Below are 21,509 nucleotides of genomic sequence, written 5' to 3'. Positions count from 1 at the left end.
GATGGAAGCGCAGTGCGCTTCGATGCTCCAAAGTGCGCCTGTCGCCAGCGTGCCGGACCCTCCTCCGGCACGCCTCAGGCATCGTTGCCGCGCTCGCGCTCAGTCGTGGCCCAGCGCGCCGTCGACACGTCGCCACAACCCGAGCGAATTGCCATCGGCCAAGGCAGCGGGCATGAGCGCGGCAGGCAGATCCTGGTAGCAGACCGGCCGCAGGAAGCGGTCGATCGCCAGCGTGCCCACCGAGGTGCTGCGGCTATCGGAGGTCGCCGGAAACGGGCCGCCGTGCACCATCGCGTGGCAAACCTCCACGCCGGTAGGCCAGTCGTTGACCAGGATGCGCCCGGCCTTGCGCTCCAGAATCGGCAGCAGCGCGGCGGCGGTTGCGGTATCGCCTGCATCCATGTGCAGCGTGGCGGTGAGCTGGCCTTCCAACTGCTCGCTCAATGCGGTCAACTGCGCGCTGTCCCTGCACCGAACCAGCAGCGACGAGGCGCCGAACACTTCGGCCTGTAACGCTTCATCGGCCAGAAACGCATCGGCGTCGGTAGCAAACAAGGCTGCCGGGCAGCGACCCGCATCCGGCGCATCGCCACGCGCCAGCGTGGTCACCTGCGGATGCGCGACCAGGCGTTGCACACCCTGGGCATAAGCGTGGCCGATCCCGGCAGTGAGCATCACGCCGGGCGAGACCTGTTGCAGGGCTTGCGTTGCAGAGGCGATGAAGGCATCCAGCGCAGGCGAATCGATCGCCAGCAACAGGCCGGGATTGGTGCAGAACTGGCCAGCGCCCAGCGTAAGCGAGCCGACGAAGGCCTTGCCCAATGCCTGCGCACGCGCCTGCAGCGCGTGCGGCAACAAATACACCGGATTGATCGCGCTCATTTCCGCATACACCGGAATCGGCTCACGGCGCGCCGCCGCGATCTGCAGCAGCGCCATGCCACCGCCACGCGACCCGGTGAAACCGACCGCCTTGATCCGCGCATCGGCCACCAGCTGCGCGCCGATCTCGATGCCGGCGTCGAACAGCAGCGAGAACACGCCCTCCGGCAATCCGCATTGCGCCACCGCGGCCTGAATCGCGCGGCCCACCAGTTCCGAGGTCCCCGGATGCGCGCCATGTGCCTTGACCACCACCGGGCACCCGGCTGCCAGGGCCGAAGCGGTATCGCCGCCGGCCACCGAGAACGCCAGCGGGAAATTGCTGGCGCCGAACACCGCCACCGGCCCCAGCGCGATATGGCGCTGGCGCAGGTCCGCGCGCGGCAACGGCGTGCGCTGCGGCAGCGCAGGGTCGATGCGCGCCTGCAGCCAGCTGCCCTCGCGCACCACGCTGGCGAACAGGCGCAGTTGCCCCACGGTGCGTCCGCGCTCGCCTTCCAGGCGTGCGCGCGGCAAGCCGCTTTCGCGCATCGCGCGTTCGATCAAGGCATCGCCCAGCGCCACGATGTTGTCGGCGATCGTCTCCAGGAACTGCGCCCGTGCCTGCAGCGGTGTTTCGCGATAAGAATCGAAGGCCGCCTGTGCCAGGGCGCAAGCCTGCTCCAGGTCCGGCGCGGTCGCCGACCCGAACACCGGCGCCAGCAGCTCGCCGCTGGCGGCATCCACGCCCTGCAAGGCAACGCCGGCGCCGACCACGCTGCGCTGGCCGATCAGCGATTCACCCAGGATCGTGTACATCAGCGGCGCCCTCCGATCAGTTGCTTGAGCTGGGCGGATTCGGCGTCGGTCAGATCGGCCAACGGCGTGCGCACCGGCCCGGCTGGGCGGCCCACCGCGCGCATGCCGGCCTTGACGATGGACACCGCATAGCCGGCGCGCCGGTTGCGCAACACCGTGTACGGCAGCACGAAGTCGTTGAGCTCGCGGTAGATGGTGGCGTGGTCGCGCGCCCGCACCGCCGCATAGAACGCCAGTGCCCATTCCGGCAGGAAATTGAAGATGGCCGAGGAATACGTGGTGACGCCCATTTCCAGATACGGCAATGCAAAGGTTTCGGCCGTCGGCAGGCCGCCGACATACAGCAGGCGATCGCCCAGCCGCGCATAGATGCGGGTCATGCGATCCACATCGCCGATGCCATCCTTGTAGCCCACCAGGTTGGGGCAGCGCTCGGCCACGCGCGCCAGTGTCACATCGTCGAGCTTGGCGTTGGCACGCCCGTAGACGATCACGCCCAGCTTGGTCGCCTTGCAGACGCGCTCGACATGCGCAGCCACGCCGTCTGCGTCGCACTCGGTCAGGTATGGCGGGAACAACAGGATGCCGTCGGCATCGTTGCGCTCGGCCGCCTGCGCCATGTCGACCGCAATCGCGGTGCCGTAGCCGGCCGGTGCGATCACCGGCATGCGGCCTGCGGTCTGGGTCACTGCCGCGCGCACCGCGCGGTTGACTTCGTCCAGGGTCAGCGAGAACAACTCGCCGGTGCCGCCTGCGGCGAACAGGCCCGCAGCCGGATGCGAGGACAGCCAGTCCAGGTTGCTGCGGTAGGCCGGCTCGTCGAAGGCCAGCGCCGCGTCGAAATGGGTGACCGGAAACGACAGCAATCCGGCGCCTAGCGCCTGGGCCATTTCGGTAGGTGTGTATCTGCTGCTCATGGATGCGTGGGTCCTAGGCGGGGGTGGAAGGATCCTAGGAAGGCGCATCGTTGCTGGTCCAAACCAAATTACGTATTGTTTGATACCTCTATTGAATCAGTGCCTGCACGGAAACGGCGCAGCGATTGCAAGCCGCTGCTTTGCAACGGCTTTTTTGTCGCCGCGTGATTGCCCGCGATGGCGCACGCGCAGGCAGCGAACACTGCGGCAGGCGTATTCATCTGCACCGCCGCAGCAAACATGCTGCGAGTGCAGCACCCGATCACCGCATCATCGCTCTGAGAGGCAACCCCGGATGTTCGATCTGCCGCAATTACGCTGCTTTGTCGCGGTTGCCGACGAACTGCATTTCCGTCGCGCGGCCGAGCGTCTGAACATGACCCAGCCACCGCTGAGCCGGCAGATCCAATTGCTGGAGCACAACGTCGGTACACCGCTGCTCGAACGCAACAGCCGCCACGTGCGCCTGACCCAGGCCGGGCGCAGCCTGTTGGCCGAGGCGCGCGCGATCCTGCGCCTGGCGGAAAACGCCGGTCTGCGCGCGCGACGCATTGGCATGGGCGATGCCGGCAGCGTATCGGTGGGTTTCACCGCAGGCGCCAGCTACCGTTTTTTGCCGGAGGCCATCGCACGCTGGCGCAGCGAAGCGCCGGATGTCGATCTGCAACTCAAGGAGATGGTCAGCCTGGCGCAACTGGACGCCCTGGACGCCGGGCGCCTGGACATCGGCCTGCTGCGACCGCCGATCCAGCGACAGGGCTTGCGCAGTCGCTGCGTGGCGCGCGAACCGCTGATTGCCGCGCTCCCCGAGGACGCGCCATTGGCGCAGCGGAGCAGTCTGCGCCTGCAGGACTTCGACCGACAGCCGCTGGTCAACTACGCGCCCGACGAAGCGCGCTACTTCTACGATCTGCTCGCGCAATTGTTCGGTGCGCGTGGCATCGCGCCGCGCTCGGTGCAATACGTCAGCCAGATCCACTCGGTGCTGGCGCTGGTGCGTGGCGGCATGGGCATGGCGCTGGTGCCCGAAGGCGCCAGCGGCCTGCGCTATGCCGGCATCGTCTATCTGCCGTTGCAGGACGATGCGCCCGCCACACCGGTGGAACTGCACCTGGTGTGGAAGCAGGACAACGACAACCCCGCCTTGCACCGGCTGATCGCCTAGAGCCTGTGACACCAGGCCACTGGCCTGGGAGCCAGTCACTCGCCGTGCCGCGTGTTCGGCAAGGCGATGCGATTCTCCGCGTCATCGCCGCGTGCAGCCATCCGGCGGCTACTGACGACCGACGCTCTGCACCACATGCAACCGCCGCAGCCGGCGCATCACCTCGGCCAGATGGCGGCGGTCGCGGACCTGGATGTTGAAACGCAACACCGCCGCATTGAAATCGCGGTCCAGGTAATCCACGCGTTCGATATTGGACTGGCTCTGCGCGATCGCCGCCGCAAGCTGGGCCAGCACGCCGGTGCGGTTTTCCACTTCGACCACCAGGGCGGTGTCGTAATCGCCGGTGACGCCGGAATCCCAATCGATCGGCACCCAGCGCTCGGGCGACTTGCGCAGTTCGGCCAGGTTGGGGCAGTCCAGCCGGTGCACCACGATGCCCTTGCCGGCGGTGTGGTAGCCCATGATTTCGTCGCCGGGAATCGGCTGGCAACAGTTGGCGAAACTGATCACGCCACGCTCGCTGCCATCGATCAGGATCTTTTCGTGCGAATGCTTGGAATGCCCGCCGCCGCGCAGCTCGGCGTAGGCCATCAACGCCTGTGCGGCCTGGGTCGGCATCCAGTTGCCCAGCGCGACATCGGCCAGCAGGGCTTCCAGGCGCGGGTAGCGATGCTCGGTGAGGAAGGCATCCAGGCGGCCCTTGGGCAACCGCTCCAGCGAGCTGTCCATCGCTTCCAGCGCACGATCGAGCATGCGGTGGCCAAGCTGCACGGCGTCTTCGTGTTCGAGTTGCTTGAGCTGGTGGCGGATCGCCGTACGCGCCTTGCTGCTGACCACAAATTCCAGCCACTGCGGCTTGGGCGTGGCCGAGCGCGCGGTGATGATCTCCACCGCCTGCCCGCTGACCAGCTTGGTGCGCAACGGCACCAGCTTCTTGTCCACCCGCGAGGCCACCGCGCGATTGCCCACATCGGTATGCACCGCGTAGGCGAAATCCAGCGCGGTGGAATTGCGTGGCAACGCCAGGATCTTGCCCTTTGGCGTGAACAGATAGACCTCGTCCGGGAACAGATCCACCTTGACGTTGTCCAGAAACTCCAGCGACGAGCCGGCGGCGCGCTGCGAATCGATCAGCTCCACGATCCAGTCGTGCGCACGGCTCTGCGCGCTGTTGGGCGAGGCCGAGCCGACCTTGTAGGTCCAGTGCGCGGCCACGCCGCGTTCGGCGATCAGGTCCATCTCTTCGGTGCGGATCTGCACCTCGATCGGCGAGCCGTACGGGCCGAACAACACCGTGTGCAGCGACTGATAGCCGTTTGCCTTGGGGATCGCAATGAAATCGCGGAAGCGCCCGTCCAGCGGTTTGAAGGTGGCATGCACCGCGCCCAGCGCGTGATAGCAATCGGCCACCGAACGCACCACCAGGCGGAAGCCGAATACATCCATCACCTGATCGAAGGACTTGTTCTCTTCGTGCATCTTGGAATAGATGCTCCAGGGCGTCTTGATGCGGCTGACCAGCCGATGTTCCAGCCCTTCCTTGGCCAGCCGCTGCGACAACTGCACCTCCACCTGCGCCATCGACTCGCGGCGCACCACCGGCTGGCTGCGAATGTGTTTTTCGAGGATGGCATGACGCCACGGATACAGTGCGCGGAAGCCCAGGTTCTGCAGCTCGGACTTGATCAGGCTCATGCCCAGGCGTTGGGCGATCGGCGCATAGATCTCCAGCGTTTCGCGCGCGATGCGGCTGCGTGCTTCGCTGCTCTGCGCGCCGAGCGTGCGCATGTTGTGCAGGCGGTCGGCGAGCTTGATCATGATCACGCGCAGGTCGCGCGACATCGCCAGCAGCATCTTGCGGAAACTTTCCGCCGCCGCTTCCTGACGGTCGCGGAACTTGAGCTTGTCCAGCTTGGTGACGCCATCGACCAGCTCGGCCACCGCTTCGCCGAATTCGGACGCCAGCTCTGCGCGGGTCAACGGGGTGTCTTCGATGGTGTCGTGCAGGATCGCGGCGATCAGCGATTCCATGTCCAGCCCGAGCTCGGCGAGCACGCCGGCCACGGCCACCGGATGGGTGATGTAGGGCTCGCCCGACTTGCGGGTCTGGCCGGCATGCGCGATGGCGCCCACTTCCCAGGCACGGCGCAGGATCGGCAGCTGCTCCTTGGGAAGGTAGCTGGCAGCGCGTTCGAGGTGCAGGACGTAGTCGGGGATGGCCGGGTCGGAAGACGAGGACGTCACGACGGTCGCCTGGGCAGTGGGGCCTGGGTTCATCCCGGAAGACTATGCCAGCAACGCAGTCACGGCAAACGTTTGCGCGCTGCGCGCGGCAAAGCCGGTATGAAACGAAAACAGCCCGCGCGAGGCGGGCTGTTCAAATCGATCGCAGTGATGCGGGCAATCAATCGTCGTTCTTGGACATGTCTTCGTCGGCGACGACTTCGGCAGCGGCCCATTCCAGCGCTTCGCGCTCGGCGCGCTCGCGCTCGGCCTTCTCGACTTCATCGATCAGCGCGTTGTCGATCCGGCGTGCGGCGATTTCGCGCAGCGCCATCACGGTGGGCTTGTCGCTGGCGTCGGCGTTCTCGATCAGCGGCTGCACGCCGTTGGCGAGCTGACGGGCACGCTTGGAGGCCATCATGACCAGTTCGAAACGGTTGTTCACGACTTCCAGGCAATCTTCTACGGTAATGCGGGCCATGCGGGCTCCCGGCGACCAGCAATGGCCGCGCATCGAATGAGGGAAAGGGGGCGGAGTGTACGCCCGCCCTTGCGCCACGGCAACCGGCACCCATTCAGTTTCCTTTGGAATCAGCTATTTGAGTGCGCGCTGATTGGCGATCGCGCGCGGTCACGCAGCCTCGGCAGATGCGCGCCCTGCCCGTCCGCGCGACACACTGCCTGCCCTGACGGCCGCCGCGCCAGAGCAGCGGGCGCGGGACGACCGTGTCGCATTCAGTCCAGCAACGCCTGGATCAAGCCGGCATGCCGCTGCTGTTGCGCCTGCCGCCGAAGCCGGCTGGCGGTGAAGATCGCGCACATCTCCGACACTGCCGTGTCGAAGGTCTCGTTGATGATGACGTAGTCGAACTCCTCGAAGTGCAGCATCTCTTCGCGGGCAGCGGCCAGGCGCTGCGCCATGACGTCCTCGCTGTCCTGCCCGCGCTTGCGCATGCGCTCGTCCAGCGCCTGGCGCGACGGCGGCAGGATGAACACGCTGACCGCATCGGGCACTTTCTGGCGCACCTGACGCGCGCCCTGCCAGTCGATTTCCAGCAACACATCGTGGCCGGCCGCCAGTTGCGGTTCGACCGACTGCCGCGCAGTGCCCTTCCAGTCGCCATGCACCAGCGCATATTCGAAGAAGTCGCCCGCTTCGATCATGCGCTGAAATTCGTCGGCAGAGACGAAATGGTAGTGCTCCGCATGCCGTTCGCCCGGACGCGGCGGGCGCGAAGTGAACGAGATCGACAAGGCGATCTTGGGATCACGCGCCAGCGTGGCGTTGACGATGCTGCTCTTGCCGGCACCGGAGGGAGCCGCAACGATATAGAGGGTGCCGCGCATAGGTCAGGGATTCGTGATTTGGGGAGTCGGGATTCGCGAACGGGCTGCGGACCGGTACCACCGGGGCCGACATGCTACCGGGATTGGACCCAGCCCGCAGATAGAGGAGCGTGCAGTTGCCCCATCCCGAATCCCCAATCCCGGCTATTCGATGTTCTGCACCTGCTCGCGGATCTGGTCGATCAGCACCTTCAGATCCACCGCGGCGTTGGACGTGCGGCTGTCCACCGACTTGGAACCGAGCGTATTGGCTTCGCGGTTGAATTCCTGCAGCAGGAAGTCCAGGCGACGGCCGACCGGCTCGCGTTGTTTGAGCACGCGGCGGATCTCGGCGATGTGACTGGAGAGGCGGTCGAGTTCTTCGTCCACGTCCAGCTTCTGCAGCCACAGCACCAGTTCCTGCTCGGCGCGGCCCGGGTCCACCGGATGCGGCAGATCGGCCAGGCGGGCGGCCAGCTTGGCGCGCTGGCCGTCGCGAATGGCGGGGATCAAGGTGCGCACCTCGGCAGCGATGCGTTCGATCGCATCCACCCGCTCGCTGATCGCCTCGGCCAGCTTGCCGCCTTCACGCTCGCGCGCGGCGACAAAGCTGTCCACCACCTCGTCCAGCAATGCCAGCGCCTGCGCCTGTAGTGCCGGCGCGTCCACATCCTGCACCTGCAGCACGCCGGGAAGCTGCAGCAGATCGGTAAAGCCGACCTGCAACTTGGGAAATACACCGTCCAGCCGCGTGGCCAGTGCGCCCAATTCCTGCAGCAGCGATTCGTTGACGGCCAGCGTGTGTGCGTTGTCCGGCGCGCGCAGACGCAGCGTCAGATCCAGCTTGCCGCGGCTGTTTTTCGCCGCCACGCGCTCGCGCAGCATCGGTTCCAGCGCGCGCAACTCTTCGGGCAGACGCACGCCCACTTCCAGAAACCGGTGATTGACCGAGCGCAGCTCGCAACCGAGCGTGCCCCAGGGCGTGATGCGTTCGCCGCCAGCAAACGCGGTCATGCTTCGGATCATCGTGAATCCCGTGACGTCAAAGCGCGAATGGTACCCTAGCCGCCCGCGCTGGCTGACCGCCTCGCCACGCGCTGGCCCAGACCACCTCCCGACTTCCGGACTCATTGCATGACCTTTTCCCGTCCCAGCGGCCGCACGGCCGACCAGCTGCGCCCGGTGCGCATCGAACGCGCCTTCACCCGTCACGCCGAAGGCTCGGTGCTGGTCAGCTTCGGCGATACCCGCGTGCTGTGCACCGCCAGCGTGGAAAACCGCGTGCCGGGGTTCCTCCGCGGCAAGGGCGAAGGCTGGGTGACCGCCGAATACGGCATGTTGCCGCGCTCCACCCATACCCGCTCCGACCGCGAGGCCGCGCGTGGCAAGCAGGGCGGGCGCACGCTGGAAATCCAGCGCCTGATCGGCCGCGCACTGCGCGCCTGCGTCGATCGCAATGCCTTGGGCGAGCGCACCATCACCCTGGACTGCGACGTGCTGCAGGCCGATGGCGGCACCCGCACTGCTGCCATCACCGGCGCGTATGTGGCCTTGGCCGATGCGGTGAACCTGCTGCGCAAGCGCGGCGACATCAAGAAGCATCCGTTGATCGGTGCAGTGGCTGCGGTCTCGGTGGGCATTTATCGCGGCGAGCCGGTGCTGGACCTGGATTACCCCGAAGACAGCGACTGCGATACCGACATGAATGTCGTGATGAATGACGGCGGCGGGTTCATCGAGTTGCAAGGCACCGCCGAAGGCCATGCATTCCGCCGCGACGAACTCAACGCGCTGCTCGCCCTTGCCGAAAAGGGCGTGGCCGAGTTGTTCGAACTGCAACGCGCCGCGCTGGCCGGATGAAGCGGCGCATCGCCCTGACCACCTTGCTGGTCGCCGACTACGATGCCGCGATCGCCTGGTATACCGGCGCGCTCGGCTTTGCCGTGCTGGAGGACCGCGCGCTGGGCGATGGCAAACGCTGGGTCTGCATCGGTCCTGGCGATGCGCAGGACGCGGCCTTGCTACTCGCGCAACCAGCCGATGCCGCGCAGCACGCACGTATCGGCGACCAGACCGGTGGGCGGGTGGATCATTTCCTCTACACCGACGACTTCTGGCGCGACCACGCGGCCATGCAGGCGTTCGGCGTGGAATTTCTGGAAACCCCGCGCGAGGAGCCGTACGGCACGGTCGCTGTATTCCGCGACCTGTACGGCACCAAGTGGGATCTGCTGGAGCCCAAGCAATGAAACAACTGGTCCTGGCCAGCGGCAACGCCGGCAAACTGGAAGAACTCCGTGCCATGCTCGCAGAACTGCCGCTGCGCATCGTGGCGCAGGGCGAACTGGGTGTCGAAGACGTGCCGGAAACCGGCCTGACCTTCGTCGAGAACGCCTTGATCAAGGCGCGCCATGCCAGCGCGGTCACCGGCCTGCCGGCACTGGCCGACGACTCCGGCCTGATCGTCGATGCACTCGGCGGCGCGCCCGGCTTGTACAGCGCGCGCTACGCCGGCAGCCCGACCGACGCACAGGCCAACAACGCCAAGTTGCTCGACGCCATGCGCGCCGTGCCGGCCGAGCGCCGCAGCGCGCGGTTTTACGCGGTGATCGTGCTGCTGCGTCACCCGGAAGATCCGCAACCGCTGATCGCCGAGGGCAGCTGGGAAGGGATGATCACCACCGAACCGCGCGGCGATGGCGGCTTTGGCTACAACCCGGTGTTTCTGGACCCGGTGCATGGCCTGACCGCTGCGGAAATGGAGACCGCGTTGAAGAATCGGCTGAGTCACCGGGCGGTGGCGTTGGCCACGTTGCAGCACAAGCTGCACGCCCTGTCGCTGTGAACGATGGCCTGATGCAGTGCCCGACCTGATTCCGCCCCCGTTGTCGCTGTACGTGCACCTGCCCTGGTGCGTGCGCAAATGCCCGTACTGCGATTTCAATTCGCATGCGGCCAAGGGCGTGCTGCCGTTCGAGGAGTACGTGGATGCGTTGATCCGCGATCTGGACAACGATTTGCCGCTGGTGTGGGGACGCGTGGTGCATTCGGTGTTCTTCGGCGGCGGCACGCCGAGCCTGTTTCCGCCCGAGGCGATCGATCGATTCCTGCAAGCGGCAGCAGCGCGACTGCGCTTTGCGCCGAATCTGGAAATCACCCTGGAAACCAATCCGGGCACCGCAGAACATGGCCGCTTCGATGGCTATCGCGCCGCGGGGGTGAACCGTTTGAGCTTCGGCGTGCAGACCTTCGACGACGTGGCGCTGCAACGGCTCGGTCGCATCCACGACAGCGCCGAGGCCGAGCGTGCGATCAAGCTGGCGCAGGATGCCGGCTACGACAATTTCAATATCGACCTGATGTACGCGCTGCCCGAGCAGACCCTGGCGCAGGCCGAGCACGATCTTGAGCGCGCCTTCGCGCTGCAGCCCACCCACCTGTCGCATTACCAGCTCACGCTGGAGCCGAACACGGTGTTCTTCGCGCGGCCGCCCAAGGGCATTCCCGATGACGATGCGGCCTGGGACATCCAGGAACATTGCCAAGCGCTGCTCGCCGACGCCGGCTATGCGCAGTACGAAGTCAGCGCCTACGCCAAACCGGGGCGGCAGTGCGCGCACAACCTCAATTACTGGCGCTTCGGCGATTACCTGGGCATCGGCGCCGGTGCGCACGGCAAGATCAGTTCCGGTGCCGGGCAGCAGGTCTTGCGCCGTTGGAAGCACAAGCATCCGCAGAGTTATCTAGCCAGCGCCGGTCGCGCGGCGTCGATCGGCGGCGACGAAATCGTGCCGCGCGAACGGCTGCCGTTCGAATACATGCTCAATCTGTTGCGCCTGCACGAAGGCTTCCGGCTGAGCGATTTCGAGGCCTGCACCGGCCTGGCGGCTTCCACTCTCGATCTGCCCGTGGCGCGGGCGATTGCGCAGGGCTGGATGACCGAGCGGGATGGTCGCATCGTGCCGACCGAGCTGGGCCGCCGCTTCACCAACGATGTGGTCGAGCTGTTTCTGGCCTGAAATCCGCAGCCGCAGCGCGTCAGGCGCCGCACGCGCCCAGGCGACGAAGGTAGGCGCAGACCTGGCCGATTGCGGCGCCGGCCCTGCTGCAGCGTGCCCACGCAGCCCTGGCGCAACCCGCCGTCGGTGCCGGTGCAGTCGCTGATTGAGGGGAAAACATGCTACATAGCTCACGCTTCGACCCGAGCCCGCCTCCCGGATGTCCACTCTCGCCTCTTCCCTGCAACCCGCGCTCAGCGGCCCAATCGCCGATGCGGCAGTGTCCGCGCGCGGCCGCCGCCTGCTTGCGGCCGTGCATGCGCACTGCGTGCAGACGCTCAGCGGCCCATTGCGGCTGACCATCGTCGAGCTGGAACGCGAGTTGCTGCAGCAGGCCGAACACGCACGTACCAGCCAACTCCAGGCCGAGACCTACGCGCAGATGCGTGGCCTGCGCGATCACATCGACCGGTTTCCGCAGGCATTCCTGCAACAGCTGGCGCAGGCGCTGGCCGATGTGCGGCAGCGCCCTTCCAAGACCGCACTGCCCCCTGCCCCCGCGCAACCGCAGATATTGACGCTGACGCTGGTGGAAGACACCGATATCGACCGCGACATCGTGCTGAGCGAGATCGCCCGCCGCGAGACCTCGCGCCGGGCCGATGCCTTGCAACTGCTGGCGCAGCGGCTGGCGGTGATCGGTGCGGTGCCGGAATTCGAACTGGAAGAGCTACCGCTCGGGCCTTACGCGCTATGCCGCATGCTGCGGCACTGTGGCGAGGCGCTGGGACTGAGCCTGGACGGGCAACTCACGCTGTACAGGGTGTTCGAGCGCCAGGTGTTCGATCGCCTGGGCGATCTGTTCGAGCGCGCCAACGGCCTACTGGCGCAGGAGGGCATCCTGCCGGGCCTGATTTATCACCCCTATCTTGTCAGGCCCACGCACGTGCAGACACGGCGAGCGCCGGCGGCATCGTCCAATGCCCCCCATGCCCATGACACCCCGGCGGCCAGCAAAGCCATCGCCACGCCGCATAGCGAGCGCCCCGCGACCACCTGGAGTGGCCAGCCCGTGGAGGGCGGATGGCAGGGCGCGCTGCAGCATCGGTCCGACGCACCCATGGCGCTGTCCGTGTCGCCACCGGGGCACTCGGCGACACCGGCACTGGACGACGCGGCACAGGCACTCGGCAGCCTGTTGTCGTCCGTACGTCGATCGCAAGCCGCTGGCGGTATCGGAGCACATTCAGGCAGCGCCGCCGCGCCTGCAATGTCCCTGGCTGCGCTCTCTGCGCAAGGCTCCTATCCGTTCGCTGCTGGCCAGGACGCTGTCGCCGAAGTGCCCAAGAGCGCCGTCAGCGACGCGCTGGTCAGCCTGCAGCAGGTGCAGGCCGCCGCCTCGCAGCCATCGGGCATCGATGCGGTGCAGCGCCAGGTGCTGGAGCTGCTGCGCGCCCGGCACGGCCCGGACGCGGCACTGCCGCAGCACGATGCCGACACCTTCGACCTGCTCGGCCTGCTCTACGCGCAAATGCAGCGCGAAGTGCGCGACCAGACACCGGCGCAAACCCTGCTCACCAAGTTGCAGGTGCCGGTGGTGCGCGCCGCGTTGGCCGACCCGCATTTCTTCGTGCGCGACCAGCATCCGGTACGCGAACTGCTCAATACCGTGGCCGAATCGGGGGCGGTGTGGCTGGGCGAGGACGATGTGGATCCGCAGCTGCTGCACAAGCTGGGCAGCGCGGTCGACAAGATCATCCACGACTATCAGGGCGACGAAGCGGTGTTCGCTGCCGCCAACGACGATATCCAGACCCACCTGCGCGCGCTTGCACGCAAGGCCGAGGTCGCCGAGCGCCGCCACGTCGACGCTGCACGCGGCAAGGAGCGGCTGGAGTCGGCCAAGCAACAGGCCGAGGACCGCATCGAACAGTTGTGCGAAGACAACGCGCCGCCGCGTTTTGTGCAGGCGCTGCTGCGCCAGGCATGGTCGGACGTGCTGACGCTCACGCTGTTGCGGCAAGGCGAACAATCGCCCGAATGGGACGAACGCCAGGCACTGACCGCACGCATCGCCGAGGTCACCTGCCGCAGCAAGGGGCAGCCCACCGACACCGCGCTGGGCGCCAATGTCGAAACCGCACTGCTGCAGGTCGGCTATCACCACGACGAAGCAGCGGCGATCGCACGGCGCCTGTCCACGCCCGGAGGCGAAGACGAGGTGACCTCGCGCACCGAACTGGCCGCCAAGCTCAAGGCACGCACCCGCCTGGGCGACCAGGGCGATGACGTCCCGCGCAGGCAGGCCGCCACGCCGCGTACGCCGGCCGAGGAGGCCTGCCACACGCAGCTGCGCAATCTGCCGTTCGGCAGCTGGTTCGAATTCGTGATCAACCAGCAGGGCGATCTGCGCCGGCAACGCTTGTCCTGGTACAGCCCGATGACTGGACACGCGCTGTTCGTCAATCAGCGGGGGCAGAAGGTCGGCGAGCAGTCGCTCGACAACCTCTCGCGGCTGATGACCACCGGACAGGCGCGCTTGCTGGTCGAAGAAAAATCGCGGCCGATCGATCGCGCCTGGCATGCCACGGTGCGCGCGCTGCGCAGCCTGGCCGGGCAATCCCCTGTTGCTGAGGCTCACCCATGATCCAGGACACCCGTCGCGCGCCGCGCCGCCAGCCGACCGACCTGGTCCCGGTCACCGATGTGCTCAACGAGGCGCAGATCGGCCGGGTCGGCAACGTCTCGGAAACCGGCATGCTGCTGTTGGCTTCGGTTCGCTTGCATGACGATGCCCTGTATCAATTGCGCTTCAGCCTGCCCGAGCGCATCGGCCGGGCCACCGACATCGACGTCGGCGTCCACCTGCTGTGGACCGAAGCCGCCCATGCCCCCGGTCAGGCCTGGGCCGGTTTTCGTTTTCTGACCATGTCCGAGCCGCACCGACGACGCCTGCGCGCCTGGATCGCCGAAGAACACATGCTCGGCTGACCAACAGCATCGCAACGTTGATTGCGGCAAAATCGGGCATTGCCTTTGCATTGCCGATCGAGTCCCGCATGACCCAGCCCCGCCTGAGCCACCTGTATTCCGACCACCTGCGCACGCTGACCGCGCGCGCCGACCAGGCGCTGCAGCGCGGCGGCTTCGATCACCTGGTGATCCCCAGCGGTACCGCGCACTACCAGGTGTTCGACGACCGCGACTACCCGTATGCGGTCAACCCGCAGTTCAAGGCCTGGGTGCCGCTGACGCGCGTGCCCAACAGCTGGCTGATCTACACGCCGGGCAAGCGCCCGACGGTGATTTTCTACCAGCCGTTCGACTACTGGCATGTGGTCCCCGATGCGCCCAGCGGCTGGTGGGTGGAGCATTGCGACATCCACATCATCCGCACCCCGGACGCGGCCTTGGCGCTGCTGCCCAAGCAGATCGAGCGCTGCGCCATCGTGGGTGAGCCGAACAGCACCCTCGGCGCCTATGTCCCGAACAATCCGCAGCCGGTGATCGATTACCTGGACTACCAGCGCGCCTTCAAGACGCCGTACGAACTCACCCTGATGCGCATCGCCCAGCAGTTGGCCGTACGCGGCCATCGCGCCGCCGAAGCGGCCTTCCGTGCCGGCCAGAGCGAATTCGGCATCCACATGGCCTATTGCGCGGCCGTCGGCCAGGATGCCAACGAGCTGCCGTACGGCAACATCATCGCGCTCAACGAACATGGCGCGGTGCTGCACTACACCGAACTCGGCCAGCAGCCGCCGCAACCGCTGCGCAGCTTCTTGATCGACGCCGGCGCGTCGGCCTATGGCTACGCCAGCGATATCACCCGCACCTACGCAGCCGACACCGGCAGCGATTTCCAGGCACTGATCGACGCGGTCGATGCCGCGCAACAGCGCATGGGCGAGAGCGTGCGTGCAGGCGTGGACTACAAGCAACTGCATGTGGATGCGCACCTGTCGCTGATGGGCATCCTCAAGGACGTCGGCATCCTCACCGTGTCGCCGGAAGCCGCGCTCGCCACCGGCGTCAGCGCCGCATTCTTCCCGCACGGGCTGGGCCATCTGATCGGCCTGCAGGTCCACGATGTGGCCGGCTTCGCCGCCAACGATCGCGGCGGCCGTATCGAGCGCCCCACCGGCCATCCGTACCTGCGGCTGACCCGCGTGCTGGAACCGGGCATGGTGGTCACCATCGAGCCGGGCGTGTACTTCATCGACATGCTGCTGGACGAAGTGAAGAAGAACGGCCACGCCGCCAGCATCGACTGGCAGCGCCTGGAGCAGTTCAAACCCTACGGCGGCATCCGCATCGAAGACGAGGTGGTGTGCACCGATGGCGCCCCGGAAAACCTGACCCGCCCGGTGTTTGCCGCCCCATGAGTGATGACGCACAGACACGGAGCACTGCCATGAACGATCCACGCCAGCCCTCGCATCCCGACCACACGCTGTATCAGCAGATCGAACGCGGCGTGCACGCGATCGATGCCGCCCATGGGCGCGCGCCCGACCAGACCAGTGCGCGGCTGACCGCGGCCCTGTTGCCGCTGGCAAAGGAAGGCGGCCTGTCGCGCGTGGACCACGTATTGATGAGCGAGGCCAACAATCGCGGCGTGCATGGCGGCGAAAATGTGTTCGTCGTGCAAGGCGATCCGGCCAACCCGGCGCATCTGCGCGCGCACATGAAGACCGAACAGGCACTCAATACCCCGGAAGAACAGTCGTTCGCGCGCGCGCAGCAACTTGCGGCACCAGGCGAACAGGTCCAGCAGCCCGAGCGCACGCAAACACCACAGCTCGGCCAGTAACCGACGCGGCACGGGATGCGCCGCGCCGCACGCAGTGACGACCCACCAGGACGCGGCCTCAGACACCTGCGCCCGGTACTGGAAACAGCGCTGCCACGCGCACGTGGTGTCTATCGGATACCGCCATGACGTGCAGCCCAGGTCGGCAAACGGGCGATCACCCTGCTTGTCACCGCGCCAGGCGCGTCACGCGATGGCGCCGGCCATCTCCGCTTCGATCTCATCGGCGCTACGCGCCAGCGCATCGGTCAGCACGCGATGGCCCTCGGCGGTGATCAGCACGTTGTCTTCGGTGCGGATCCCGATACCGCGCCACCTGGCTTCCACCGTGGTGTCGTCGGCGGAAATGTACAGGCCCGGTTCGATGGTGAACACCATGCCGGGTTCGAGCAGGCGCGAATCGCCCGCCAGCCGGTAGTCGCCCACATCGTGCACATCCAGGCCCAGCCAGTGGCCGGTCTTGTGCCGATAAAAGCGCTTGTAATGGCCGTCGGCGATATTGCGCTCCAGCTTGCCCTTGAGCAGCCCCAGGCGCAGCAATCCGTCGGTCAAGGTTTCCACTGCGGCCAGATGCCCGGCTTCGTACGCTACGCCAGGGCGCGCCTGCGCGAGTGCGGCAGCCTGCGCAGCACCGACCAGATCGTGCAGCGCACGCTGCGCCTGAGTGAAGCGACCGTTGACCGGAAAGGTGCGGGTGATATCGGCCGCATAGCCGCGGTATTCGGCGCCGGCATCGATCAGCACCAGCTCGCCATCGCGGCTGCGCGCGTTGTTGGCGCGGTAGTGCAGCACGCAGGCATTGCTGCCGGTGCCGACGATGCTGCCGTACGCCGGCCACCCATCGGCAGCGCGGAACTCGCGCTCCACCTCGGCCTGCAGTTCGTACTCATGCACGCCCGGTCGCGCCAGCCGCATCGCGGCGCGATGCGCACGCACGCTGATATCGGCGGCCTGCTGCATCAACGCGATCTCGTCGCGCGACTTGAACAGCCGTTGCTCGTGCAGCAGATGTCCGAGTTCGAGAAATTCATGTGGCGGCTGCGCGCCGTGCCGCACCTGCTCGCGGACCCGCTTGAGCCAGCCGATCAACTTGAGATCGAAATCGACATCGCGCCCGAAGTGGTAGTACACGCGGCTGCGCCCTTCCAGCAGGCCCGGCAGGATCTCGTCCACATCGTCGATGGGATACGCATCGTCCATGCCGTAGCGCTCCACCGCACCTTCCTGGCCCTCGCGCGGGCCGTCCCAGGCTTCGCGCTCGGCATCGCGCTCGCGGCAGAACAGGATCGCCTCGCCATGCTTGCGCCCGGGCACCAGCACCAACACCGCTTCCGGCTCGGGGAAGCCGCTCAGATACCAGAAATCCGAATCCTGCCGGTACGGGTAATGGGTGTCGTGGCTGCGCACCCGCTCGGGTGCGGCCGGCAGGATCAGAATTGCTTGATCGCCGGCCATCTGCATCAGCTGCTTGCGCCGACGCGCGTATTCGGCCGCGCCGATCCCGGTGAGCTTTTTCATGGCGGGTGCGGTCAGTTCAAACGTTGACGGAAACGCGGCCCCATCACGCAATCGCCATGCAGCAACAACACCGCCACGCGCACGAACTCCTCGATTTCCGCCAGCGCGGTGTCGTCTTCGTCGGCGGCATCGAAATCGTCGCTGGAGGCCTGCGCCAGGCGGGCCAGGTCCTGCAGCGCTTCTTCGCCTTCTTCGGTCAGTACCGGGCGCTGCTGCGCAGCCAGGCCAAAGCCGCCGAGAAAGGCGCGACACCAGTCGAACAAGGCATCGGTACGTTCCGGCAGCGGTGCGCCGTCTTCGACCAGCAACAGGTCGAAGGCGAAATCGCGGTCTTCCAGTTGCGCCACGGTGGCCTGCCGCATCTGGTCCAGCGCGCCGCCCTGGGCAGGCGCCACCTGCACGGTGTCGGCCAGGATGCGCGCCAGCCAGTCGCCGCTGTCGGCGCCGCCACCGGAGAGCCACCCGCACAGCCCGCCATGCAATTCCGCTGCGGAGGACGCCAGCGCGAGCTGACGACTTTCAGTTTGCACAGCGGTTACGTCGGGCAGATCCATCGAATCATCCAGGCTAAGGGCAGAGGGGCCGGCGCATGCACCGGCGATCAGACTGGCCAGTGTATCAAGGCCTCCTGATTCGGCTGCTACCGTCACGTTCCATGCTGCGTTCCACGGGCACGCCACCGGCCCGCAGCAGCCGTCGGCGAGCCTTGTCGGGATTGGCCTGACGGCAGGTAAGCGGGCGATGACCGGATGCTTGACCGGCGCGCGCACGCGCCCCTATCGTGAGCGCATGGACAACGCCGCCGCCCTCACCCAACTCCGCGCACTTGCCGCCCGCGTGGAGGCGTTGGTCGAGCGCACTCAACGGTTGACCGACGAGAACCGCAGCCTGCGTCACCAGCAGGAGCAGTTGATCGGCGAACGCGCGCAACTGCTGACCAAGAACGAGCAGGCGCGCTCGCGGGTGGAAGCGATGATCGTGCGATTGAAGTCACTGGAGCAGCACACGTGAGCAGCAACGAGCCGGTCAGTGTCCGTATTCTGGATCGTGAATACACGGTCGGCGTCACCGCAGACGAACGCGAGAGCCTCACCGCCGCCGCACGGCTGCTGGATCTGCGCATGCGCGAGATTCGTGGCAGCAATCGCATGGCGGCGGTGGATCGCGTCGCAGTGCTGGCGGCGCTGAATCTGGCGCACGAATTGCAGCAACTGCGCGAGCAGCAGGCGCTCTACGAGCGTGAGCTGGCAAACACGCTGGACAACTTGAATCGTCGCCTGGACAGCGTTGCCGACACGCCGCGTTGAGGCGTACGTCGCATTGCCATCGCAAAGATGAATCTTCAAACCGGCTGGCCGACGAATGGGCTAGCCATCGCGCAGCAGAGGTCTATACTTCACCTGCGTTCTCTGCTGTAAACGACAGCGTGCAAAACATTCGCCTTGTCCCTTAATTACGACCACGGGGGCGCGACGAAGCCGGGAGTGCAAGTCCGCCTTGTAGCGGGAAGCCCGATGGCCTCACAACGTCCCCACTTGAACCCCGGGTTCAAGGTCGTTTCGCCCGCATCGTTCATGGCGGAGAATGCAAATCTGAAACGGCGCCTTCGGGCGTCGTTTCTTTTTGCGTTGCCGATACGTCGCGCCTGCAGAACGCCGCCATGCGCATGACGTCCGAACGGGCGACGTGGCGGTCCATCAGCTGGCTAGCATGAGCCTGCTACGCAGGGCACGTGTGGCATCGACGCGCCGTCTCCGCCACGACTGCGCGCGCAGACACCACCTGGCAGCGTTACGCACGGGTTCGTGTTGAAAGCGAACCGGTGGCCACACCGCGGCGCTGACGCATGGGGCTCTACAGTCATACCTCATCCGCCGCGCAACGCTCGTGGGCGATGCGGATCGCCTGCCGCCAGCGAATGCGCCCCGCACCATTTTGACACCGCTCCCCGCCACACCGCGATGCAGGCATCGACACGCCTAGCCTCAATACCGCCGCTAGGCACACGCACGTCCGCCACCGACAATGAGCGCCCTTCTCCTCGCTGCGAGAAACCAATGACCGACCACCGAGATGCGCTACGTCAACAGCTGCGCGCACTGCGCCGCAGCCTGCCGGCGGCGCAGCGACTGGCGGCCGCCGATGCCTTGGCCGAGCGCCTGCTGGCGCTGCCGTTTGCGCCGCAGACTGGCGCGGTGGCCGGTTACTGGGCGATGGATGGCGAAATCGCGCTACATCGCTGGCAGCTAAGCCTGCCGCACGGCGTGCGGTATTGCCTGCCGGTGCTGGACGGGCGCGTATTGCGCTTTGCGCCGTGGCGTCCGGGCCAGAGCCTGGTCAGCAATCGCTATGGCATTCCCGAACCGGACGTTGACCGCGCCGATACGCTCGCACCGGAGGAAATGGCGTTGGTGATTACCCCGCTGACCGGATTCGATGCGCAGTGTCGGCGGCTGGGCATGGGAGGCGGCTGGTATGATCGCAGCTTCGCGTTCCGGCATCGCCAGGCGCCGCCGCCGTGGCTGGTCGGCGTCGGCTTCGCCGCGCAGCAGGTGCCCGCCTTGCCCACCGAATCCTGGGATGTGGCGGTGGACGCCCTCTGTACCGAACACGCCACCTTCCTGAAAGACGACGCCGTTTCCGTATGACTGCCCGCAAGCGCTACTGGTTGATGAAGTCCGAGCCGGACACGTTTTCCATCGATGATCTGCAACGCGTCGGCACCGAGCCGTGGAACGGCGTGCGCAACTACCAGGCGCGCAATTTCATGCGCGACGGCATGCAGGTCGGCGACGGCGTGTTTTTCTATCATTCCAACTGCAAGGTGCCCGGCATCGTCGGCATCGCCAAGGTCGCGAGCGCGGCGTATCCGGACGACACCCAGTTCGACCCCAAGTCTGATTACCACGATCCCAAGGCCAGCCGCGAAGATCCGCGCTGGATGCTGGTGGACGTGGCGTTCGAGCGTAAACTCCAACGCACGATTTCGCTGGATGAGATCAAGCAGCACGCCGATGCGCTGGGCGAAGGTTTCCCGCTGATCGCACGCGGCAACCGGCTGTCGATCCTGCCGGTGACTGCCGCCCAGTGGAAGCTGCTTATAGCAATGGAATAGCCGAGATTGGGGATTGGGGATTCGCTCGATGCCCGCCGCCCGCTTTGCACCGCTCTTATCAAATCCCAAATCACCAATCACCAATTCCGAGCACTTATCAATGTCCGAAGCAAAACGCCTGGCCGCCGAGAAGGCAATCGATTATGTGGAAGACGGCATGATCGTCGGTGTCGGCACCGGTTCGACGGTGGCCTATTTCATCGACGCGTTGGGCCGCATCGGCCATCGCATCAAGGGGGCGGTCTCCAGTTCCGAGCAGAGCACCGTGCGCCTGCGCCAGCACGGCATCGAGGTACTGGATCTCAACCACACCGGCAATCTGTCGCTGTATGTGGACGGCGCCGACGAGTGCGACCCGAACCGCTGTCTGATCAAGGGCGGCGGCGCGGCGCTGACGCGCGAGAAGATCATCGCCGAGGCCAGCGAGCGCTTCATCTGCATCGTGGACCCGAGCAAGCAGGTGCCGGTGCTGGGCGGCTTTCCGCTGCCGGTCGAGGTGATTCCGATGGCGCGCAGCCTGGTCGCCCGCCAGATCCTGGCGCTCACCGGCGGCCAGCCGGTGTGGCGCGACGGCGTGGTCACCGATAACGGCAATGTGGTGCTGGACGTGCACAACCTGCAGATCACCGACCCGGTGGCGCTGGAGCGCAACTTGAACCAGATTCCCGGCGTGGTCTGTGTGGGCCTGTTCGCGCGTCGCCCGGCCGATGTGGTGATCGTCGGCGGCGAACCGCCGCGCGTGATCTGATCT

The 21,509-nt window shown here is 66.4% G+C and carries 22 protein-coding genes and 1 other RNA gene; 15 read left to right on the top strand and 8 right to left on the bottom strand.

The genetic code is table 11. The features are described from left to right. Positions 1–99: 99 nt before the first annotated feature. Positions 100–1,680 (bottom strand): aldehyde dehydrogenase (NADP(+)), encoded by a 1,581-nt coding sequence (locus GGR61_RS03720; protein ID WP_184620464.1) that lies wholly within the window; start codon positions 1,678–1,680, stop codon positions 100–102. Further along, entirely contained in the window at positions 1,680–2,597 is a 918-nt protein-coding gene (kdgD, locus tag GGR61_RS03715; RefSeq protein ID WP_184407558.1) for a 5-dehydro-4-deoxyglucarate dehydratase, read from the bottom strand. Before kdgD ends, GGR61_RS03720 begins: the two co-directional genes overlap by 1 nt. Positions 2,598–2,892: 295 nt before the next feature. Between kdgD and GGR61_RS03710 the strand changes: the two genes are divergently transcribed. Further along, on the top strand, positions 2,893–3,762 hold the full coding sequence (locus GGR61_RS03710; protein WP_184407559.1) for a LysR family transcriptional regulator: 870 nt from the start codon (positions 2,893–2,895) through the stop codon (positions 3,760–3,762). Positions 3,763–3,870: 108 nt separating this feature from the next. Here GGR61_RS03710 and GGR61_RS03705 read toward each other — a convergent pair whose 3' ends face one another. From GGR61_RS03705 to GGR61_RS03690, 4 genes are all read right to left on the bottom strand, one after another. Next, entirely contained in the window at positions 3,871–6,042 is a 2,172-nt protein-coding gene (locus GGR61_RS03705) for a bifunctional (p)ppGpp synthetase/guanosine-3',5'-bis(diphosphate) 3'-pyrophosphohydrolase (RefSeq protein WP_184407560.1), read from the bottom strand. 127 nt (positions 6,043–6,169) lie between these two features. Next, positions 6,170–6,469: a DNA-directed RNA polymerase subunit omega gene (gene rpoZ / locus GGR61_RS03700; RefSeq protein ID WP_002812428.1), complete on the bottom strand. Its 300-nt coding sequence runs from the start codon at positions 6,467–6,469 to the stop codon at positions 6,170–6,172. A gap of 254 nt (positions 6,470–6,723) precedes the next feature. Next, positions 6,724–7,335 (bottom strand): guanylate kinase, encoded by a 612-nt coding sequence (gene gmk / locus GGR61_RS03695; RefSeq protein WP_184407561.1) that lies wholly within the window; start codon positions 7,333–7,335, stop codon positions 6,724–6,726. Positions 7,336–7,479: 144 nt separating this feature from the next. Beyond that, positions 7,480–8,340: a YicC/YloC family endoribonuclease gene (locus GGR61_RS03690; protein WP_184407562.1), complete on the bottom strand. Its 861-nt coding sequence runs from the start codon at positions 8,338–8,340 to the stop codon at positions 7,480–7,482. Between the two features lie 108 nt (positions 8,341–8,448). Between GGR61_RS03690 and rph the strand changes: the two genes are divergently transcribed. The 8 genes from rph (at position 8,449) to GGR61_RS03650 (ending at position 16,125) form a co-directional block, all read left to right on the top strand. After that, positions 8,449–9,174: a ribonuclease PH gene (gene rph, locus GGR61_RS03685; RefSeq protein WP_184407563.1), complete on the top strand. Its 726-nt coding sequence runs from the start codon at positions 8,449–8,451 to the stop codon at positions 9,172–9,174. Next, on the top strand, positions 9,171–9,563 hold the full coding sequence (locus GGR61_RS03680; protein WP_184620463.1) for a VOC family protein: 393 nt from the start codon (positions 9,171–9,173) through the stop codon (positions 9,561–9,563). The genes rph and GGR61_RS03680 overlap by 4 nt, the downstream gene beginning before the upstream one ends. Beyond that, positions 9,560–10,159, top strand: a complete 600-nt coding sequence (rdgB, locus tag GGR61_RS03675; protein WP_184620462.1) for an RdgB/HAM1 family non-canonical purine NTP pyrophosphatase — start codon at positions 9,560–9,562, stop codon at positions 10,157–10,159. The genes GGR61_RS03680 and rdgB overlap by 4 nt, the downstream gene beginning before the upstream one ends. Before the next feature lie 16 nt (positions 10,160–10,175). After that, positions 10,176–11,333, top strand: coding sequence for a radical SAM family heme chaperone HemW (gene hemW, locus GGR61_RS03670; RefSeq protein WP_184620461.1), 1,158 nt, complete (start codon positions 10,176–10,178; stop codon positions 11,331–11,333). Between the two features lie 199 nt (positions 11,334–11,532). After that, positions 11,533–13,959 (top strand): DUF1631 domain-containing protein, encoded by a 2,427-nt coding sequence (locus GGR61_RS03665; protein ID WP_184620460.1) that lies wholly within the window; start codon positions 11,533–11,535, stop codon positions 13,957–13,959. After that, on the top strand, positions 13,956–14,303 hold the full coding sequence (locus GGR61_RS03660; RefSeq protein WP_184407568.1) for a PilZ domain-containing protein: 348 nt from the start codon (positions 13,956–13,958) through the stop codon (positions 14,301–14,303). Before GGR61_RS03665 ends, GGR61_RS03660 begins: the two co-directional genes overlap by 4 nt. A gap of 68 nt (positions 14,304–14,371) precedes the next feature. Next, on the top strand, positions 14,372–15,697 hold the full coding sequence (gene pepQ, locus GGR61_RS03655) for a Xaa-Pro dipeptidase (protein ID WP_184407569.1): 1,326 nt from the start codon (positions 14,372–14,374) through the stop codon (positions 15,695–15,697). A gap of 29 nt (positions 15,698–15,726) precedes the next feature. Next, positions 15,727–16,125 carry an XVIPCD domain-containing protein gene (locus GGR61_RS03650; protein ID WP_184407570.1) on the top strand — a complete coding sequence of 133 codons (399 nt, stop codon included), beginning with the start codon at positions 15,727–15,729 and terminating at the stop codon, positions 16,123–16,125. 186 nt (positions 16,126–16,311) lie between these two features. On the opposite strand, the gene GGR61_RS03645 is transcribed toward GGR61_RS03650, so the two are convergent. Both GGR61_RS03645 and GGR61_RS03640 read right to left on the bottom strand, forming a co-directional pair. After that, the gene (locus tag GGR61_RS03645; protein WP_184407571.1) at positions 16,312–17,643 is read right to left on the bottom strand and encodes an aminopeptidase P N-terminal domain-containing protein; all 1,332 of its coding nucleotides are present in this window, start codon (positions 17,641–17,643) and stop codon (positions 16,312–16,314) included. Between the two features lie 11 nt (positions 17,644–17,654). Further along, positions 17,655–18,197, bottom strand: a complete 543-nt coding sequence (locus GGR61_RS03640; protein ID WP_184407572.1) for a YecA family protein — start codon at positions 18,195–18,197, stop codon at positions 17,655–17,657. 235 nt (positions 18,198–18,432) lie between these two features. Between GGR61_RS03640 and GGR61_RS03635 the strand changes: the two genes are divergently transcribed. From GGR61_RS03635 to rpiA, 6 genes are all read left to right on the top strand, one after another. Continuing rightward, positions 18,433–18,654, top strand: a complete 222-nt coding sequence (locus GGR61_RS03635; RefSeq protein WP_184620554.1) for a TIGR02449 family protein — start codon at positions 18,433–18,435, stop codon at positions 18,652–18,654. After that, positions 18,651–18,950, top strand: coding sequence for a cell division protein ZapA (locus GGR61_RS03630; protein ID WP_184407573.1), 300 nt, complete (start codon positions 18,651–18,653; stop codon positions 18,948–18,950). Before GGR61_RS03635 ends, GGR61_RS03630 begins: the two co-directional genes overlap by 4 nt. Positions 18,951–19,046: 96 nt before the next feature. After that, positions 19,047–19,231, top strand: a non-coding RNA gene (ssrS, locus tag GGR61_RS03625) — 6S RNA. Between the two features lie 469 nt (positions 19,232–19,700). Then, positions 19,701–20,291 (top strand): 5-formyltetrahydrofolate cyclo-ligase, encoded by a 591-nt coding sequence (locus tag GGR61_RS03620; protein ID WP_184620459.1) that lies wholly within the window; start codon positions 19,701–19,703, stop codon positions 20,289–20,291. After that, positions 20,288–20,758 (top strand): EVE domain-containing protein, encoded by a 471-nt coding sequence (locus GGR61_RS03615; protein ID WP_184620458.1) that lies wholly within the window; start codon positions 20,288–20,290, stop codon positions 20,756–20,758. Before GGR61_RS03620 ends, GGR61_RS03615 begins: the two co-directional genes overlap by 4 nt. Positions 20,759–20,858: 100 nt before the next feature. Further along, a complete protein-coding gene (gene rpiA / locus GGR61_RS03610) occupies positions 20,859–21,506 on the top strand; it encodes a ribose-5-phosphate isomerase RpiA (RefSeq protein ID WP_184620457.1) in 648 nt (215 codons plus the stop codon). The last annotated feature ends 3 nt before the right edge of the window (positions 21,507–21,509 follow it).

Origin of the sequence: Xanthomonas sp. 3058 (assembly GCF_014199765.1) — a bacterium.
Classification (GTDB): Bacteria; Pseudomonadota; Gammaproteobacteria; order Xanthomonadales; family Xanthomonadaceae; genus Xanthomonas; species Xanthomonas campestris_B.
This window is presented reverse-complemented; position numbering and strand designations above follow the sequence as displayed.

Excerpts from the sequence above, each read along its gene's own strand:
- GGR61_RS03720 (WP_184620464.1), bottom strand. The coding sequence starts at position 1,680 with ATGTACACGATCCTGGGTGAATCGCTGATCGGCCAGCGCAGCGTGGTC.
- kdgD (WP_184407558.1), bottom strand. The coding sequence starts at position 2,597 with ATGAGCAGCAGATACACACCTACCGAAATGGCCCAGGCGCTAGGCGCC.
- GGR61_RS03710 (WP_184407559.1), top strand. The coding sequence starts at position 2,893 with ATGTTCGATCTGCCGCAATTACGCTGCTTTGTCGCGGTTGCCGACGAA.
- GGR61_RS03705 (WP_184407560.1), bottom strand. The coding sequence starts at position 6,042 with ATGAACCCAGGCCCCACTGCCCAGGCGACCGTCGTGACGTCCTCGTCT.
- rpoZ (WP_002812428.1), bottom strand. The coding sequence starts at position 6,469 with ATGGCCCGCATTACCGTAGAAGATTGCCTGGAAGTCGTGAACAACCGT.
- gmk (WP_184407561.1), bottom strand. The coding sequence starts at position 7,335 with ATGCGCGGCACCCTCTATATCGTTGCGGCTCCCTCCGGTGCCGGCAAG.
- GGR61_RS03690 (WP_184407562.1), bottom strand. The coding sequence starts at position 8,340 with ATGATCCGAAGCATGACCGCGTTTGCTGGCGGCGAACGCATCACGCCC.
- rph (WP_184407563.1), top strand. The coding sequence starts at position 8,449 with ATGACCTTTTCCCGTCCCAGCGGCCGCACGGCCGACCAGCTGCGCCCG.
- GGR61_RS03680 (WP_184620463.1), top strand. The coding sequence starts at position 9,171 with ATGAAGCGGCGCATCGCCCTGACCACCTTGCTGGTCGCCGACTACGAT.
- rdgB (WP_184620462.1), top strand. The coding sequence starts at position 9,560 with ATGAAACAACTGGTCCTGGCCAGCGGCAACGCCGGCAAACTGGAAGAA.
- GGR61_RS03665 (WP_184620460.1), top strand. The coding sequence starts at position 11,533 with ATGTCCACTCTCGCCTCTTCCCTGCAACCCGCGCTCAGCGGCCCAATC.
- GGR61_RS03660 (WP_184407568.1), top strand. The coding sequence starts at position 13,956 with ATGATCCAGGACACCCGTCGCGCGCCGCGCCGCCAGCCGACCGACCTG.
- pepQ (WP_184407569.1), top strand. The coding sequence starts at position 14,372 with ATGACCCAGCCCCGCCTGAGCCACCTGTATTCCGACCACCTGCGCACG.
- GGR61_RS03650 (WP_184407570.1), top strand. The coding sequence starts at position 15,727 with ATGAACGATCCACGCCAGCCCTCGCATCCCGACCACACGCTGTATCAG.
- GGR61_RS03645 (WP_184407571.1), bottom strand. The coding sequence starts at position 17,643 with ATGAAAAAGCTCACCGGGATCGGCGCGGCCGAATACGCGCGTCGGCGC.
- GGR61_RS03640 (WP_184407572.1), bottom strand. The coding sequence starts at position 18,197 with ATGGATCTGCCCGACGTAACCGCTGTGCAAACTGAAAGTCGTCAGCTC.
- GGR61_RS03635 (WP_184620554.1), top strand. The coding sequence starts at position 18,433 with ATGGACAACGCCGCCGCCCTCACCCAACTCCGCGCACTTGCCGCCCGC.
- GGR61_RS03620 (WP_184620459.1), top strand. The coding sequence starts at position 19,701 with ATGACCGACCACCGAGATGCGCTACGTCAACAGCTGCGCGCACTGCGC.
- GGR61_RS03615 (WP_184620458.1), top strand. The coding sequence starts at position 20,288 with ATGACTGCCCGCAAGCGCTACTGGTTGATGAAGTCCGAGCCGGACACG.
- rpiA (WP_184620457.1), top strand. The coding sequence starts at position 20,859 with ATGTCCGAAGCAAAACGCCTGGCCGCCGAGAAGGCAATCGATTATGTG.